At 52.0% G+C, this 15,578-nt stretch carries 17 protein-coding genes; 6 read left to right on the forward strand and 11 right to left on the reverse strand.

Annotated features, from left to right (window positions below; translation table 11 throughout):
• Positions 1-72: 72 nt before the first annotated feature.
• The 7 genes from nanA to zapE form a co-directional block, all read right to left on the reverse strand.
• Positions 73-966 (reverse strand): N-acetylneuraminate lyase, encoded by an 894-nt coding sequence (gene nanA, locus FN037_RS16960; protein ID WP_142502754.1) that lies wholly within the window; start codon positions 964-966, stop codon positions 73-75.
• Between the two features lie 137 nt (positions 967-1,103).
• A complete protein-coding gene (nanR, locus tag FN037_RS16965) occupies positions 1,104-1,892 on the reverse strand; it encodes a transcriptional regulator NanR (RefSeq protein WP_142502755.1) in 789 nt (262 codons plus the stop codon).
• A gap of 341 nt (positions 1,893-2,233) precedes the next feature.
• Positions 2,234-2,722 carry a ClpXP protease specificity-enhancing factor gene (gene sspB, locus FN037_RS16970; RefSeq protein WP_138362952.1) on the reverse strand — a complete coding sequence of 163 codons (489 nt, stop codon included), beginning with the start codon at positions 2,720-2,722 and terminating at the stop codon, positions 2,234-2,236.
• Between the two features lie 3 nt (positions 2,723-2,725).
• The gene (gene sspA, locus FN037_RS16975) at positions 2,726-3,364 is read right to left on the reverse strand and encodes a stringent starvation protein SspA (protein WP_138362909.1); all 639 of its coding nucleotides are present in this window, start codon (positions 3,362-3,364) and stop codon (positions 2,726-2,728) included.
• A 312-nt stretch (positions 3,365-3,676) separates the two neighbouring features.
• Positions 3,677-4,069: a 30S ribosomal protein S9 gene (gene rpsI / locus FN037_RS16980; protein ID WP_000829815.1), complete on the reverse strand. Its 393-nt coding sequence runs from the start codon at positions 4,067-4,069 to the stop codon at positions 3,677-3,679.
• Between the two features lie 15 nt (positions 4,070-4,084).
• Positions 4,085-4,513, reverse strand: a complete 429-nt coding sequence (gene rplM / locus FN037_RS16985; protein WP_138362908.1) for a 50S ribosomal protein L13 — start codon at positions 4,511-4,513, stop codon at positions 4,085-4,087.
• Between the two features lie 219 nt (positions 4,514-4,732).
• Positions 4,733-5,866 carry a cell division protein ZapE gene (gene zapE, locus FN037_RS16990; RefSeq protein ID WP_138362907.1) on the reverse strand — a complete coding sequence of 378 codons (1,134 nt, stop codon included), beginning with the start codon at positions 5,864-5,866 and terminating at the stop codon, positions 4,733-4,735.
• Between the two features lie 190 nt (positions 5,867-6,056).
• On the opposite strand from zapE, the gene zapG reads away from it, so the two are divergent.
• From zapG to degS, 3 genes are all read left to right on the forward strand, one after another.
• Positions 6,057-6,455, forward strand: coding sequence for a Z-ring associated protein ZapG (zapG, locus tag FN037_RS16995; protein ID WP_138362906.1), 399 nt, complete (start codon positions 6,057-6,059; stop codon positions 6,453-6,455).
• Positions 6,456-6,627: 172 nt separating this feature from the next.
• Positions 6,628-7,995 (forward strand): serine endoprotease DegQ, encoded by a 1,368-nt coding sequence (degQ, locus tag FN037_RS17000; protein ID WP_138362905.1) that lies wholly within the window; start codon positions 6,628-6,630, stop codon positions 7,993-7,995.
• A gap of 85 nt (positions 7,996-8,080) precedes the next feature.
• Positions 8,081-9,142 (forward strand): outer membrane-stress sensor serine endopeptidase DegS, encoded by a 1,062-nt coding sequence (degS, locus tag FN037_RS17005; RefSeq protein ID WP_138362904.1) that lies wholly within the window; start codon positions 8,081-8,083, stop codon positions 9,140-9,142.
• Positions 9,143-9,415: 273 nt separating this feature from the next.
• On the opposite strand, the gene mdh is transcribed toward degS, so the two are convergent.
• Positions 9,416-10,354 (reverse strand): malate dehydrogenase, encoded by a 939-nt coding sequence (gene mdh / locus FN037_RS17010; protein WP_142502756.1) that lies wholly within the window; start codon positions 10,352-10,354, stop codon positions 9,416-9,418.
• A gap of 411 nt (positions 10,355-10,765) precedes the next feature.
• On the opposite strand from mdh, the gene argR reads away from it, so the two are divergent.
• The 3 genes from argR to yhcN-B all read left to right on the forward strand — a co-directional run bounded on the left by argR (position 10,766) and on the right by yhcN-B (position 12,223).
• Entirely contained in the window at positions 10,766-11,236 is a 471-nt protein-coding gene (gene argR, locus FN037_RS17015; RefSeq protein WP_138362902.1) for a transcriptional regulator ArgR, read from the forward strand.
• A 354-nt stretch (positions 11,237-11,590) separates the two neighbouring features.
• Positions 11,591-11,854: a peroxide/acid stress response protein YhcN gene (gene yhcN, locus FN037_RS17020; RefSeq protein WP_138362901.1), complete on the forward strand. Its 264-nt coding sequence runs from the start codon at positions 11,591-11,593 to the stop codon at positions 11,852-11,854.
• Between the two features lie 102 nt (positions 11,855-11,956).
• A complete protein-coding gene (gene yhcN-B / locus FN037_RS17025) occupies positions 11,957-12,223 on the forward strand; it encodes a DUF1471 family stress response protein YhcN-B (RefSeq protein ID WP_138362900.1) in 267 nt (88 codons plus the stop codon).
• A gap of 50 nt (positions 12,224-12,273) precedes the next feature.
• Here the strand turns inward: yhcN-B and FN037_RS17030 are convergent, their stop codons facing one another.
• The 3 genes from FN037_RS17030 to aaeA all read right to left on the reverse strand — a co-directional run bounded on the left by FN037_RS17030 (position 12,274) and on the right by aaeA (position 15,577).
• Positions 12,274-12,549: a barstar family protein gene (locus tag FN037_RS17030; RefSeq protein WP_138362899.1), complete on the reverse strand. Its 276-nt coding sequence runs from the start codon at positions 12,547-12,549 to the stop codon at positions 12,274-12,276.
• 122 nt (positions 12,550-12,671) lie between these two features.
• Positions 12,672-14,639 (reverse strand): p-hydroxybenzoic acid efflux pump subunit AaeB, encoded by a 1,968-nt coding sequence (gene aaeB / locus FN037_RS17035; RefSeq protein WP_138362898.1) that lies wholly within the window; start codon positions 14,637-14,639, stop codon positions 12,672-12,674.
• A 5-nt stretch (positions 14,640-14,644) separates the two neighbouring features.
• The gene (aaeA, locus tag FN037_RS17040; protein WP_138362897.1) at positions 14,645-15,577 is read right to left on the reverse strand and encodes a p-hydroxybenzoic acid efflux pump subunit AaeA; all 933 of its coding nucleotides are present in this window, start codon (positions 15,575-15,577) and stop codon (positions 14,645-14,647) included.
• Position 15,578: the final 1 nt, after the last annotated feature.

Raw genomic sequence — 15,578 nt, forward strand, 5'->3', positions numbered from 1 at the left:
TCGCCTCGCCTTACCCGGCCTACGTTTCATATTTTGTAGGCCGGATAAGCGTTAGCGCTATCCGGCAACCGGTCAACCGCGTTCCTGCATTAACTGCTGCGCCAGCGCTTTCAGTTCAGGCAGATACTTCTCATCAACCGGCGCAAACGGCTTACGGCACAGCGGTACGGAGACCACGTCCATGTAGTGCAGCACCGTTTTCAGCCCACGGAACACGCCGGTTTTAATGAGCAGATCGATGACCTTATTGCACTCGGTTTGCAGATGCTGCGCTTTCGCTACATCGCCTTCCTGCAAGGCCTTAACAATCCCCTGATAACGCCAGCCCATAATGTTGTAAGTGCTGCCGATGCCCCCGTCTGCGCCTGCCAGCAGACCGGAAGCGAAGATTTCGTCATAACCGTTGTAGAGCACCAGATCAGGATGCGCACGGCGGATCTGCTCCATCTGATAGAGATCGCCGGAGGTTTGTTTCAGCGCGCCAACGCCGGGCAGCGTAACCAGCGTGTTGATTTGATCCAGCGTCAGCTTCACGCCGCTCAGCGCAGGAATGTTGTACACCACCATCGGTAATCCTTCAGCGGAATCGATAATGGCGCGGTAGTGATCGCAATGCTCTTCAAAGCTAAACGGATAATAAAACGGCGTCACGGCGGAAACGGCATCAAAACCGTAACGATGCGCCGCGCTGGCCAGTTGCTGGCTCTCTTCGGTGCTGACCGTACCGACATGGGCAATCAGCGTCACCTTGCCCTTCACCTCTTCCGCCACGATTTCCAGGACCTGCTCTCTTTCTGCGCGGCTCTGAACGAACGCTTCCCCGGTCGAGCCGCCGACGTACAGCCCATCAATGCCCTGTGCAATGTTGAAACGCACCAGACGGCGCAGGCTCTCAATATCCAGCTTCTGCTGGTTATCAAAAGGAGTTAACAACGCTGGCATTACGCCTCGTAAATCTTTTGCCATAACGACCTCTGTCGATGATTAGTGTTATCTGACTACATACCTTTATACCTGTTATACCAGATCAAATAAACAGCACCCCAGTACAGAACGCACAGAGTGCGATCTACTTCACTAAACGATCGTCAGGATCGCGATCGCTAACGCAATTTTTTCTTTTGATCGAAGGCGTGCCAGGTGGCGGATACGCTATTGAGGTGGGTTTGCAGCGCGCGGTCAGCTTCATCTGGATCGCGCCGACGAATGGCATCGACAATAGCGATATGCTCTTGATAGCTCACGCTATTATGCTCATGTAATTCCTGCCCGGAGACCGCAGGACGCGCAGCGATCAGCCAGTCCAGCAGCGCGACATGAATCGCCATGAAGATCGGATTGCCGGGGATTTCCGCCAGCACGCGGTGAAACTCGACGTCGGAACGAATAAAGAGCGCGTTATCGTCCAGCGACTGGCTGTTGATCTCCAGGGCTTTCGCCAGTAGATCAATTTGCTCATCCGTCGCGTGTTCCGCCGCATAGCGCACAAGGCTTGATTCAAAGAACAGGCGCAGTTGCTCAAAGTGGGCGATACCGCCGGGGTGCGAGAGGAAATCTTTCGCCATGCCGGAAAGTTCGCTGATGATGGTATCAGCAGAAGGCCGCGACACGCGGGCGCGTTCGCCGTTATTGATTTGCACCAGACCTTTACGCTTGAGCGCGGCAAGCGCTTCACGCACCGACGGGCGGCCCACGTTGAAGAAGGTCATCAACTCCCGCTCAGACGGCAGCTGCTCCCCTTCGCTGAATTCACCGCGACGAATCATCTGCTCCAGTTCTTCTTCTACCATTTCCGACAGTTTTTTACGCGCCAGCGGACGGCTGCGCAAACTACGGCCGATGGTTGGCGGAGAATTTTCTGCTTGCGAATCAAATGCGTTCATAGCGTCCATTATGTAAATCGTCGAGGAAAACAGCAACTAAGGCCATCCTATCACAGGATCGAAAGTGGGGTGAAATCGTGGCAGGCGTGAATAACAGGCCCAAAGCCGAAAGCTTTACGGAATCCACTCCTGGCTGGGGGTCTATAGACAAAAAAACAGGCCCTCAGGGCCTGTAGCGCATTGTTCAGGAACTATCAGACAGCACTTCGCTCGCCCAACCGACAAAAAACAATAACGTAATGATATTATTAATTTTTTACCAGCTAATGTGCGAGTCCTCCCCCGACGAAAATGCGAGGACACTATCTAATATAGGTTTGTCATCAATCTACAGGCCTTGTCTGTCTTGCTTATTTCACAACACGCAACGACGGACGCCCGCCGCGAGGAGGCGGCGTGTCATCAGGATCGTCATCGTGATTATCCGGCTTATCGCCATCAATCACCGACATGACCGTTTCGCTGTCAGACTGCTCTTCGTCATCGTTCAGGCTGCTAACGTCCGCGTCATAGGCTGCTTCCGGTTCGAACATGGTTCCGGCGCCATTCTCTCTCGCATAAACCGCCAGCACAGCAGCCATCGGAACAGAGACATTGCGCGGCACGCCGCCAAAACGCGCGTTGAAACGCACTTCGTCGTTGGCCAGTTCCAGATTACCGACAGCGCGTGGGGCAATATTAAGCACAATTTGCCCATCGCGAGCGTACTCCATCGGGACAATTACGCCCGGCAGCGTCACGTCAACAACCAGATGCGGAGTCAACTGGTTATCCAGCAGCCATTCATAAAATGCCCGTAACAGATACGGGCGACGCGGCGTCAGCTGTAATACGTCCATCATTTAGCCTCGACCAAGGCGCATTTCACGCTCGGCTTCAGTTAAAGATGCGAGGAAGGAGTCACGTTCAAATACGCGAGTCATATAGCCTTTGAGCTCTTTCGCCCCTGCGCCAACCAGCTCGACACCGAGCACCGGCAAACGCCACAGCAGCGGAGCCAGGTAACAATCAACCAGGCTGAACTCATCGCTCAGGAAGTATGGCTTCTGCGTGAACACTGGCGCAATCGCCAGCAGCTCTTCACGCAACTGCTTACGCGCTGCATCAGCCTGCGCGGCAGTACCCGTCTGAATGGTATTCATCAGCGAATACCAGTCTTTTTCGATACGATGCATGTACAGACGGCTTTCCCCACGGGCCACCGGATAAACCGGCATTAACGGCGGATGCGGGAAACGCTCATCCAGGTATTCCATAATGATGCGAGATTCCCACAGAGTGAGCTCACGATCCACAAGCGTCGGTACGCTTTGATTCGGGTTGAGGTCAATCAGATCCTGAGGCGGGTTGTCCTTCTCCACGTGCTCTATCTCAAAACTAACACCTTTTTCGGCCAGCACAATGCGGACCTGATGGCTATAGATGTCAGTAGGACCAGAAAACAGCGTCATTACCGAACGTTTGTTGGCAGCGACAGCCATGAAAACCTCCAGGTATATTCAGAATTTTTGTACTGCTGCCGACCACATATGGCCAGCCAGATGTAAAAACCCCATTTGCGTGACATCATTTCCGCCCATCATCCAGACAAAAAATGAACAATCACCTGCATTTGGGCAGAAAATTGGATGATAGTTTACCAGATTTTGCAGACGTTGTGGTGAGGGGATTCTGGAAATGCTGAAAAAGTAGTAATAACGGGGCGATTATAGAGAGAAAGTGGCTGATTAATTCATAAAAAAACCCGCCGAAGCGGGTTTTTTCGCAAATTGTTCTGCACAAGCAGAAAACAATTAACGTTTGGAGAACTGCGGACGACGACGCGCTTTACGCAGGCCGACTTTCTTACGTTCAACCTGACGAGCATCACGGGTAACGAAGCCAGCTTTACGCAGTTCGCCACGCAGAGACTCATCATACTCCATCAGAGCGCGGGTGATACCGTGACGGATCGCACCAGCCTGACCAGAGATACCACCACCTTTAACAGTGATGTACAGATCCAGTTTCTCAACCATGTCGACCAGTTCCAGCGGCTGACGAACTACCATACGGGCAGTTTCACGGCCAAAGTACTGTTCCAGAGAACGTTGGTTGATAACGATTTTACCGTTGCCCGGTTTGATGAACACGCGAGCTGCGGAACTTTTGCGGCGACCAGTGCCGTAGTATTGATTTTCAGCCATTGCCTATAATCCCGATTAGATGTCAAGAACTTGCGGTTGCTGTGCCGCGTGGTTGTGCTCGTTGCCCGCGTAAACTTTCAGTTTACGGAACATAGCACGACCCAGCGGGCCTTTTGGCAGCATGCCTTTAACCGCGATTTCAATCACACGCTCAGGACGGCGGGCAATCATCTCTTCAAAGGTCGCTTGTTTGATACCACCGATGTGGCCAGTGTGGTGGTAATACATTTTGTCTTCACGCTTGTTGCCGGTTACAGCAACTTTTTCTGCGTTCAGAACGATAATGTAATCACCGGTATCAACGTGCGGAGTATATTCCGCTTTATGCTTACCGCGCAGGCGACGAGCCAGTTCAGTAGCCAGACGGCCCAGAGTTTTACCGGTCGCGTCAACAACATACCAGTCACGTTGTACGGTTTCTGGTTTAGCTGTAAAAGTTTTCATTAAAAGCTTACCCAAATAAATAAGTTACACGTTGGCGAACACCCAAACGTTTGGTCAGTTGAGGTTCACACGACAAAGTCCGGCAAACCTACCCCTTCGAATAGCCTATGCCGGCGCATAGAAAGTTTTGGGAAAAAAACCTTCTCGTAACGTGGGGTCGCAAGATTATAGAGAAGTCGAGGTCAAAGATCGACCCCTTTATGTGATTTGTCCCCGTTTTTAGCCCGGTAAATGCTCCCGCTTCAGATACTCTTCGCTCTGCATCTCTTGCAAACGCGATAAACAGCGCTGGAATTCGAATTTCAGCCGTTCGCCCTGGTAAATGTCATACAGCGGCACCGCCGCACTGACCACCAGCTTGACGTGACGTTCGTAAAACTCATCCACCAGCGCGATAAATCGCCGCGCTTCGCTCTCAAGCTGCGCCGTCATAACCGGAACATCAAAGAGCATCACGGTGTGAAACAGGCGAGAAAGCGCAATATAGTCATGCTGGCTACGCGCATCCATACACAGCGTCGTAAAAGAAGCGGCCAGCGTCTGGTTTTCTACGCCCAGCGTCGGCAGAGGACGATGGTTTATCTCCAGCGTAGGCGTTTGCTCACGCTTCGCCCCCGCCAGAACCAGCCAAAGCTTATCCATCTGTTGCTGCGTCTCTGCGTTCAGCGGCGACAGCCACAGATGCGCCTGGGTCAGCGTGCGCAAACGGTAATCAATACCGGCATCCACGTTCATTACATCGCAATGCTGCTTGATCGCGTCAATGGCGGGCAGGAAACGGGCACGCTGAAGACCGTTTCGGTACAACTCGTCCGGCGGGATGTTCGACGTCGCCACCAGAGTAATGCCGCGCGCGAACAGCGCTTTCATCAGGCCGCCAAGCAGCATCGCGTCGGTGATGTCAGAAACAAAAAACTCATCAAAACAGAGCACATCCGTTTCAGCTTTAAAGCGGTCGGCAACGATCTCCAGCGGGTCGCTGTGCCCCTGCAGAGTGGTTAACGCTTCGTGGACGCGCAGCATAAAACGGTGAAAATGCAGACGCTGTTTACGCTCGCCAGGCAAACTTTGATAGAACATATCCATCAGCCAGGTTTTCCCCCGCCCCACCCCGCCCCACATATAGAGGCCACGCACCGCGACTGGCTCAGCGGCAGACTGACGTCTACCCAGCAGCTTACCGAGTTTTGCCCGCAGACCGCCCTCATTTTGCGGCACGGCGGCGGGCTTATTCTGTAATTCCTGGTAAATGGTATCAAGACGACTAACCGCTTCTTGCTGAACGTCGTCAGGTTGGTAATGACCCTCTTTGAGGGCAGAAAGGTAACGCGATGTTGGGGACAGGCTTTGCATGATCTACTTGTTATTCCTTGAAAACCGTCGTGCCGTAGCTCACGATTGACGAAAAAAAGGCCGTTCTACACTACGCGATGATACGCCAGGATTCCACTTCTGTAGAATTAGCGGTTATAGTGGCATTATCGGGCGCAGGCGGAGAGCCTCAAAACCACCCTACGGAACCACAAAACAACGGGAGATGTTCATGACCTGGGAATATGCGCTAATTGGGCTAGTTGTCGGTATTATCATTGGCGCCGTCGCTATGCGTTTTGGCAACCGCAAATTACGCCAACAACAGGCTCTACAATTCGAACTGGAAAAGAATAAAGCAGAGCTGGAAGAGTACCGTGAAGAACTGGTGAGCCATTTCGCCCAGAGCGCCGAGCTTCTGGATAACATGGCACGTGACTATCGCCAGCTGTACCAGCATATGGCGAAAAGCTCCAGTACCCTTTTGCCGGACAGCATGGCTGACGCCAATCCTTTCCGTAACCGACTGGCGGAGTCAGAAGCGGGCAACGATCAGGCGCCGGTGCAAATGCCGCGTGATTATTCTGAAGGCGCGTCCGGCCTGCTGCGCGGCGGTGTCAAACACGACTAATGCGCCCTCAGTAATAAAAATATTTTCCGGGCGTATCTCCTGCGCCCGTCTCCCCCTTTCATCCCAGCTACAATTTAAACATCGATCACATTGTTACCTGATCGAAAATTCAATAACATCAGGCTATTCGGGACGTTTTCCATACACCTCAGGTTATGAGAGCCAGCATCTAATGAAGAAACAGACTTTGCTGTTGAGTGCGTTAGCGTTAAGCATTGGGTTATCGTTGTCCGCCTTACCTCCGGCTGCGGCATCATTACCGACACAGGTTCCCGGTCAGGGCGCATTGCCAAGCCTTGCGCCGATGCTGGAAAAAGTGTTACCGGCGGTGGTCAGCATACAGGTCGAAGGCTCGGCCTCGCCGACCCAGAATATGCCGGAAGAGTTGAAAAAGTATTTTGGCGACAACGTGCCGCAAGAGCAGGCTCAGCCTTTTGAAGGCCTTGGGTCCGGCGTCATTATTAATGCGGCGAAAGGCTACGTGTTAACCAATAATCACGTCATCGCCCACGCGCAGAAAATCAGCGTCCAGCTAAACGATGGCCGCGAGTTTGACGCAAAGCTGGTCGGCAGCGATGAACAGAGTGATATCGCCCTGCTGCAGATACAAAAACCCAGTAATCTGACCCAAATCGCAATTGCCGATTCTGACAAACTGCGGGTGGGGGATTTCGCCGTCGCCGTTGGCAACCCGTTCGGTCTCGGACAAACCGCCACTTCCGGGATTATTTCCGCCCTCGGGCGTAGCGGGCTGAACCTTGAGGGGCTGGAAAACTTCATTCAGACCGATGCTTCCATCAACCGCGGCAACTCTGGCGGTGCGCTATTAAATCTCAACGGTGAGCTGATCGGTATCAACACCGCTATTCTGGCCCCGAGCGGCGGCAGCATCGGCATTGGTTTTGCGATCCCAAGCAATATGGCCAGAACCCTTGCCCAGCAGCTGATCCAATTTGGTGAAATCAAACGCGGTCTGCTGGGGATTAAAGGCATGGAGATGAGCGCGGATATCGCCAAAGCGATGAACCTTAACGTTCAGCGCGGCGCATTTGTCAGCGAAGTTCTGCCAGGCTCCGGCGCCGCGAAGGCAGGGGTCAAATCCGGTGACGTTATCGTCAGCCTGAACGGCAAACCGCTCAGTAGCTTCGCCGAACTGCGTTCCCGCATCGCGACCACAGAACCCGGAACCAAAGTGAAGTTAGGGCTGCTGCGTGACGGTAAAAATATTGATGTCGATGTCACGCTGGATAAGAGCACCTCATCAACCGCCAGCGCGGAGCTCATTACTCCCGCCTTACAGGGTGCATCATTAAGCGACGGTAAGATGAAAGATGGAACTCAGGGCGTGCTCATTGATAGCGTCGATAAAGGCAGTCCTGCGGCGCAGGCAGGGCTACATAAAGACGATATGATTATCGGCCTCAACCGAGAGCGTATTCATTCCATTGCGGAACTGCGAAAAATGCTGGAAAACAAACCAACGGTCATCGCGCTGAACGTTATCCGCGGTAATGAAAGCATTTATCTGCTCCTGCATTAACTCGCCTCCGGACATCGCATACCGTGCGATGTCCGGATAAGTCGTGTTATGCTGCGACTGTCCATTCACCAACGATATCTGCATCATGCCTGGAAAGCTTTTACGTTCGATAATCATCGGTCTGATCGTCGGGGGAGTATTATTGGCCGTTATGCCTTCGCTACGCCAATGGCACCTTTCGCCGACCACAGAGTACGATAGCGCGGATGAATCCCCCGCCAGCTATAATTCTGCCGTTCGTCGCGCCGCCCCTGCGGTGGTCAACGTCTATAATCGCGCCCTTAATAGCAGCAGCCATAATCAGTTGACTCTCGGGTCCGGTGTCATAATGGACCAACGTGGTTATATTCTGACGAATAAGCACGTTATTAACGATGCGGACCAGATTATCGTCGCATTGCAGGATGGTCGTGTTTTTGAAGCGCTCCTGGTCGGTTCCGACTCCCTTACCGATCTGGCGGTGTTAAAAATCAACGCCAGCGGTGGCCTGCCTGTCATCCCGATTAACCCAAAACGTGTGCCGCATATTGGTGACGTCGTGCTGGCGATTGGTAACCCGTACAACCTCGGGCAGACCATTACCCAGGGAATTATCAGCGCCACCGGTCGTATCGGTCTCAACCCCACCGGACGGCAGAACTTCCTGCAGACCGACGCGTCAATCAACCACGGTAACTCCGGCGGCGCGCTGGTGAATTCGCTGGGCGAACTGATGGGGATCAACACCCTTTCATTTGATAAAAGTAACGATGGCGAAACGCCAGAGGGGATCGGTTTTGCCATTCCTTTTCAACTGGCAACCAAGATTATGGATAAGCTGATCCGTGATGGTCGCGTCATCCGTGGCTACATAGGTATCAGTGGTCGAGAGATTGCGCCACTGCATACGCAAGGTGGCGGCAGTCTCGATCAGATCCAGGGGATCGTGGTGAACAGCGTCGCACCGGATGGGCCAGCCGCCCTGGCGGGGATCCGCGCCAACGACGTGATTATCTCGGTTAACAATAAGCCTGCCGTTTCGGCGCTGGAAACCATGGATCAGGTGGCGGAGATTCGCCCGGGATCGGAAATTCCGGTGGTCATTATGCGTGACGATAAAAAAATCACCCTGCATGTCATCGTACAGGAATATCCGGCAACAAATTAACAAGCTCGCCCGAACAAGGGAACGCTTTTAGTCAGCAAATTTAGCCCTGACCGGGGATCTGACCAGAAACCCGGTTACGGTCATCAGCGACCACCACACAGGCCACGCGATCTGATGTTCCCGCGGCATCATTCATGCAAACATCCCGGAGCGACTTTTGCCATAGCTCTCGCTGGCGCCTACCAGTCAAAAGACAGATTTGCAGTCATTAAGGAGCCAGAGAAGCGCGTAAAAAGCCGGAGCGCAGGCCCCGGCTTCCCTTTTCGTTAAACGCTATTTGTTCACGAAATCCTCGCCGAGGGCGATATCTTTCTTCAGCGTGTCCAACATACCTTCCAGAGCATGTTGTTCAAACGCGCTGAGTTTACCGATGGGCCGCCGCTCTTCTACACCATTTTTACCTAACAGCAGCGGCTGTGAGAAAAAGCGGGCATATTGACCATCGCCCTCAACGTAAGCGCATTCCACCACCCCTTGTTCGCCCTGCAGGGCCCGCACCAAAGAGAGGCCAAATCGCGCGGCGGCCTGGCCCATAGACAGCGTTGCTGAACCGCCGCCAGCTTTTGCCTCAACAACTTCAGTGCCTGCATTCTGAATGCGTTTGGTTAAATCCACCACTTCCTGCTCGCTAAAGCTCACGCCCGCAATTTGTGACAATAAAGGCAGAATCGTCACCCCTGAGTGGCCGCCAATAACCGGTACGTCTATCGCCGTTGAAGATTTATCTTTCAGTTCGGCAACAAAAGTATTAGAACGAATAATATCCAGCGTGGTGACGCCAAACAGCTTGTTCTTGTCATAAACACCGGCTTTCTTTAGCACTTCCGCCGCGATCGCCACGGTTGTATTGACTGGATTGGTAATAACGCCAATGCAGGCTTGTGGGCAGGTTTTGGCAATCTGTAGCACCAGATTCTTCACAATACCGGCATTGACATTAAATAAATCTGAACGATCCATGCCGGGCTTACGCGCCACGCCTGCGGATATCAGCACCACATCGGCGCCTTCCAGCGCTGGCGTCGCGTCTTCACCGGAAAAACCTTTGATTTTTACATCGGTAGGGATATGACTAAGATCCACCGCCACGCCCGGCGTGACCGGAGCGATGTCGTACAACGAGAGTTTTGAACCTGAAGGCAGTTGGGTCTTAAGTAGTAGGGCAAGCGCCTGGCCAATTCCACCAGCTGCGCCGAGGACTGCAACTTTCATCCTAAACTCCTTATTATGGTTAATATCGTCTTTCGTTACTCCGTGGCCGGGACCTTAATTCACGAGATGAATAATTACAATAATTATGGTTGAAGAATGCGTCGTTGCGCGTAGCAATGCAGCAACATTGCGTTTCTCCCTGGGGCCGATCATCCAGCAAAGCGTAGTACCGGAACGACTACTGGTTACAATACACCCAGCGTGTTCAACAGAACAATATCATTTAATAACATTTTATTTACTTTTCCCGCAATTTGCGCACCGTGACGAAGGCATGTTCCTGATTAGTTTTTTTTGCTAAAATATGCCCCCTTCATAATATTTTTTACGCTTCTCCTCTGCGGATTATTTGCATAAAAATGCATGCTTATGCATAATAAGACGGTTTTTACCACCATAATTGGGTGACTTATGCGAATTTCGGCAAAACAAGAAGAACTGGTTAAAGCGTTTAAAGCGCTGCTAAAAGAAGAAAAATTCAGCTCTCAAGGTGAAATCGTACAAGCATTACAAGAAGAAGGTTTCGATAATATCAACCAATCGAAAGTCTCACGTATGCTGACGAAATTTGGCGCGGTACGTACGCGTAATGCAAAAATGGAAATGGTTTATTGCCTGCCTGCCGAGCTTGGTGTGCCGACCACCTCCAGCCCGTTGAAAAATCTGGTGCTGGACATCGACTATAACGATTCAGTCGTGGTCATCCGTACCAGCCCTGGCGCGGCACAGCTGATCGCCCGCCTTCTGGACTCCCTTGGCAAGGCTGAAGGCATCCTTGGCAGTATCGCCGGAGATGACACCATCTTTACCACACCGGCCAGGGGTTTTTCCGTTAAAGAGCTGCATGACGCCATTCTCGTCCTGTTTGAGCAGGAACTCTAAACGACGTCCCTCTGGTTAGCGCCAGGGGGATGCCTTTCAAAAAATTATCATTTCTTTAACATTTTGTGTGTTTTTTCGCCTCTATACATTCCTTTACCTAATGGTTCAGTCTAAAACGCACAAAAGATCAAATCCATCTATCATAATGATTTAATTGAATATATCAGGTAATAACGGCCAAACGATGATATTTGTAATTCTTATACGTTATAAGAAAGATACTTCTTTGTAATCATTATTGATAGAAATAATTAGCACGGTATTAATATTTTCAGTTATTAGTGTATACTTGATTTTGTGATAGGGGTCACGAAACAAAAGCCCCTGACAAAAAGATTCGACGAGGTCAATATCATGAAAATCAAAACCACTGTAGCAATACTGAGCATCCTCTCTGTCCTCTCTTTTGGTGCTTTCGCCGCTGATGTTATCAACGGCGAACAGGCTCAAGGCCGGCAGGCCATCGGTACCGTTTCCGTTAGCGCAGTCAGTTCCTCCCCGATGGACATGCGCGAAATGCTGAACCAGAAAGCGCAAGAAAAAGGAGCTTCTTCTTATCGCATTATCGAAGCGCACGCTGGTGACCAGTGGCACGCCACGGCTGAACTTTATCAATAAGATTTAATGAGAGTTGATAATTAACTGAATACAGAATCTCTTCAGCGGCCAGGTTGATCGCAACCTCCTGCCGCTGCAATGACTAAGGTTGGAGAAAAGATCATGAAAAGCGCAATGATTATCGCATCCCTGGGACTGGCATCCGTTCTCTCTTTCGGCGCGAATGCGGCAGTCAATCAAGTGAACGCAGAGCAGGCACAAAATCTGCAGTCCATGGGTACCGTCTCTATTTCTCAGGTAGGCAGCGCCCCGATGGATATGCGTCAACAACTGGCGGCTAAGGCCGAGAAAGAAGGCGCCAGCAGCTACCGTATTATTGAAGCCCGTACTGGCGATAGCTGGCACGCAACGGCTGAGTTGTACAAATAAACCCTCGTCGTCTTATCCGACGACTTGCCCCTGCTCTGTCAGGGGCCTTTTTATGCCTGACGCAGATTAAAACGCAGCGCGCCTTCCAGCTCTTCTTCCGCTTCATCAAACAGCAAAATTAATGCGCCAAATCGCCGACGCTGATTATCGTTTAAATGAATAAACTGAATCTCCAGCGGTACTGGCAGCAACCCGCCGGTCACCGCGTCCCACAGAGAATCAAGGTTATTCACTTTCTCACGTTCTAAAGCAAAGGTACGCGAAAACTGGCGATAAAAATCCTGCTGCTCGATTATGCCATCAAAGTCAAAGGTATAAGTCATCATCACACGCATCCTGTCCACACCTGCAACCCGAATTATTTTGGGTATATCTCCCCTGATCCGGCGTCTCTCTCCACGCTGGTGGTAGAGTCGTTACTCTGATGATTAAGTATAGTGATTCGCTGCTAACTGCTGGTGAGAACATGCTGATATTTATGGAGTACCTCCACCAGCCTGCGTACAGGTTCGGTCACCTGCCCAGACGCGTCCCATTGCTGCAATTTTTGCTGATAAATATCCAGCTCATTAAGCAGACGGGTAAAATAGTAGCGCCGCTTATCATCATTACTGGCGGAAATAACGCGATCCGCCGTACGACGTAGCTGCCGATGAAACGCCGACAAATCATCGTTTATGGGAACCGGCGCATCACGCAAACGCTGATGTGCGATGATCAGGGTCAGCGCCAGACGAAAACGGGCGATATCGCCCGGAAACTTATTCAGCAATAGAAAAAGCTGGCGATAGAGTGCCGGTAAATGGTTCTCTTTACGCCGTGTCATATTGGTCGTCAGCGACGACACTGCCGCGGAGACAAACTGGTTGAGCAGGACCCTCCCGGTGCGGGCCCGCGAATTATCGCGCACCAGCAATATGACCATCAGCGCGAGGAAACATCCCACGATCTGCCCTAATGCGCTATCGAGGAACTGGTTAAACTCAAACTGCATCGGATTATCGAGCACCAGAATATTGATCGTGCTGGCCAGCGCCCCCAGCGATCCCAGCCGCCGTTTTTGTACCTCAATGCCGATAAAAAACGCCATCGCCGCAAGGCTGATGCATAATAACAGCATACTTTGCTGGGTCGCAGGCATGATCACAAGGAAAAACAGTGCGCCCAACGGCAAAGCGGCCAGCGTGCCATAAAGGAAATCAATCGCCACCATCCGCGGATTGGGCAGACGCATCGCCAGCGAGGTGACGACAGCAATCATCACCATTGCCCCACTCCCCGAAGTCCAGCCGGTCCACAGCCAGAACAGCGTACCAAGGATACAAGAGATCGAAGTACGCCAGAAGTTGACCATCGCATGATGACGCTCAGCAGACTCAGCTTTAACAACCACCTCGCCCTGTAGCACCTCATCCTCAATACGGCTGATTTTAGTATTACCGACAACGCCTCGTTTTAATAACAAATAACGCGTCGCAGCACCAACCCAACTGTAAATCGTCACCGGCGTATTATGCTCCCCTTTCCAGGTAAGAAAACGGCGCATGCGCTTGAGTTGTCGGTGCACATCCTGAACGGTTTCAACCGGCTCGGCAAACAGTTCACGGTAATCACTGGTAACCATCTCAGGCCGTGTATTCTGAATTAAATAGGTTTCACAGGCCTGGGTAATTAAAGTCAACGAAAGGGTATTGATTGCCTTCAGGCGCTGATTGGCCTTTGCCCAGCGTGAAGACTCCATGATCAAATTACTGCGCATGCCTTCCATTGCATTTGTTCGGCGAACCAGCGCGCCCCAGGCGCTGTCGGTTTCCTCTTTGTCGCCGTGGGCCACGCAAAGCTGCATCAGACGATATTGCGCAATCAGCAGATTATCCAGCTCAAGGTCGATCTCTTTTTTTATCGAACGCGGTGAAAACACCAGGTCGGCCATGATTGCACTGACGATACCAACCACAATTTCGCTGCAGCGTTCGACGGCAAATTGTGGCGCCAGCATCGGCTCTTCATGGATAGTGATGATAATGATAAGCGCGGTATAACCCGCCAGCCCCCAGGCATAAGAGTTTTCTACTCGTACCAGTGATGAAATCCAGGTGCAGAATCCCGCCCACAGGCAGCAAACCAGCAACATAAGCAGCGGTGCGCGGATCATCAACATTGTAATCGCCAGCGCGGCAAAGCAACCGATAAAAGTGCCGATGATACGCAGCATCCCGCGATAGCGAATCGCCCCAGAGTAAGGCTCTCCCCCGGCGGCAAATGCTGGCCCTGCGGCGACAATCGCCGCGGTCAGTACTGCCCAGCGCGGCGTTTCCAGTTGGAAGTGGAAACCGACGAATAATGCCAGCACCACCGCGCAGGCTAACTTAACGGCAAACCGGAGATGCCGAGGGTCAATCGTGAAGATCCCCATAACGATTAACCGAACTCACGCAGGCGCATCGCCAGTTTCTGGAAGATGTTCGCCTTGCGGATATCACGATCTTTTTTCCCCGTAATCACTACCGTCGCGGTGGTTCCCGCAGGCCAGAGATTACCCTGCTGATGATCAAGATGAATGCGCACCGGTACGCGCTGTGCAAGGCGTACCCATTCAAGATTAGAATCAATCGAAGCCAGCCCTTTTGCATCACTACTGCTGCTGGTATTAGTAACCCCTGCCGCGATGCTATCTACAGTACCTTTAAGAATATGCCCGCTTCCCAATGGCGTGATTTCGGCCCGGTAACCGGGACGCACGCCCTCAAGCTTGGTCTCTTCAAGATAGGCCATGACATAAAAAGTATTCTGCTTCACCAGCGCAACGGCCGTTGAGCCGCGCGTGATGAACTCGCCGCTGTAAACGTTCAGGTTGGTCACCCACCCATCAGCAGGCGCACGAATCACCGTACGGGCGAGATCCAGCTTTGCCAGATCGCGGCTTGCTATTGCTTTGGCCAGTTGCTGCTCAACGGTTTGCAGAGCGTTATTTGCCTGATCGATCTCCTCCCGGGACATCGCCTGTACGCCAAGACGATTACGGCGGCTGGCTTCCGCGCGCTTCTCTCGCGCCTCGGTCTGGTAATAGGAGACATCAGCTTCCGCTTCGGCTAACGCTTTCTGATATCGCGGCTGGTCAATGACGAACAAGATCTGGTCTTTCTTAACCAGTTGGTTATCCTTTACATTCACCTGTGAAATCAGGCCGGACACATCCGGGGCGATGGCCACAATATCCGCACTAAAACGCGCGTCGCGTGTCCAGGGTGAAGTGGTGTAATACACCCATGCGCGGAAAATAGCGAAAAATGCAAAGATAACCAGTATCACTGTGATTGCGGTACGGAGGGTATTTCTTGTTAGTGTTTTCACA

The sequence above is a fragment of the Klebsiella sp. 2680 genome, assembly GCF_900198535.1.
In the GTDB taxonomy this organism is placed as follows: domain Bacteria; phylum Pseudomonadota; class Gammaproteobacteria; order Enterobacterales; family Enterobacteriaceae; genus Klebsiella; species Klebsiella indica.

Bases quoted from the DNA above. Each gene is read 5' to 3' on its own strand.
- sspA (WP_138362909.1), bottom strand. From the start codon at position 3,364: ATGGCTGTCGCTGCCAACAAACGTTCGGTAATGACGCTGTTTTCTGGT.
- zapG (WP_138362906.1), top strand. From the start codon at position 6,057: ATGACCTGGGAATATGCGCTAATTGGGCTAGTTGTCGGTATTATCATT.
- argR (WP_138362902.1), top strand. From the start codon at position 10,766: ATGCGAATTTCGGCAAAACAAGAAGAACTGGTTAAAGCGTTTAAAGCG.
- mdh (WP_142502756.1), bottom strand. From the start codon at position 10,354: ATGAAAGTTGCAGTCCTCGGCGCAGCTGGTGGAATTGGCCAGGCGCTT.
- degQ (WP_138362905.1), top strand. From the start codon at position 6,628: ATGAAGAAACAGACTTTGCTGTTGAGTGCGTTAGCGTTAAGCATTGGG.
- nanA (WP_142502754.1), bottom strand. From the start codon at position 966: ATGGCAAAAGATTTACGAGGCGTAATGCCAGCGTTGTTAACTCCTTTT.
- degS (WP_138362904.1), top strand. From the start codon at position 8,081: ATGCCTGGAAAGCTTTTACGTTCGATAATCATCGGTCTGATCGTCGGG.
- aaeB (WP_138362898.1), bottom strand. From the start codon at position 14,639: ATGGGGATCTTCACGATTGACCCTCGGCATCTCCGGTTTGCCGTTAAG.
- yhcN (WP_138362901.1), top strand. From the start codon at position 11,591: ATGAAAATCAAAACCACTGTAGCAATACTGAGCATCCTCTCTGTCCTC.
- zapE (WP_138362907.1), bottom strand. From the start codon at position 5,866: ATGCAAAGCCTGTCCCCAACATCGCGTTACCTTTCTGCCCTCAAAGAG.
- yhcN-B (WP_138362900.1), top strand. From the start codon at position 11,957: ATGAAAAGCGCAATGATTATCGCATCCCTGGGACTGGCATCCGTTCTC.
- FN037_RS17030 (WP_138362899.1), bottom strand. From the start codon at position 12,549: ATGATGACTTATACCTTTGACTTTGATGGCATAATCGAGCAGCAGGAT.
- nanR (WP_142502755.1), bottom strand. From the start codon at position 1,892: ATGGACGCTATGAACGCATTTGATTCGCAAGCAGAAAATTCTCCGCCA.
- rpsI (WP_000829815.1), bottom strand. From the start codon at position 4,069: ATGGCTGAAAATCAATACTACGGCACTGGTCGCCGCAAAAGTTCCGCA.
- rplM (WP_138362908.1), bottom strand. From the start codon at position 4,513: ATGAAAACTTTTACAGCTAAACCAGAAACCGTACAACGTGACTGGTAT.
- sspB (WP_138362952.1), bottom strand. From the start codon at position 2,722: ATGGACGTATTACAGCTGACGCCGCGTCGCCCGTATCTGTTACGGGCA.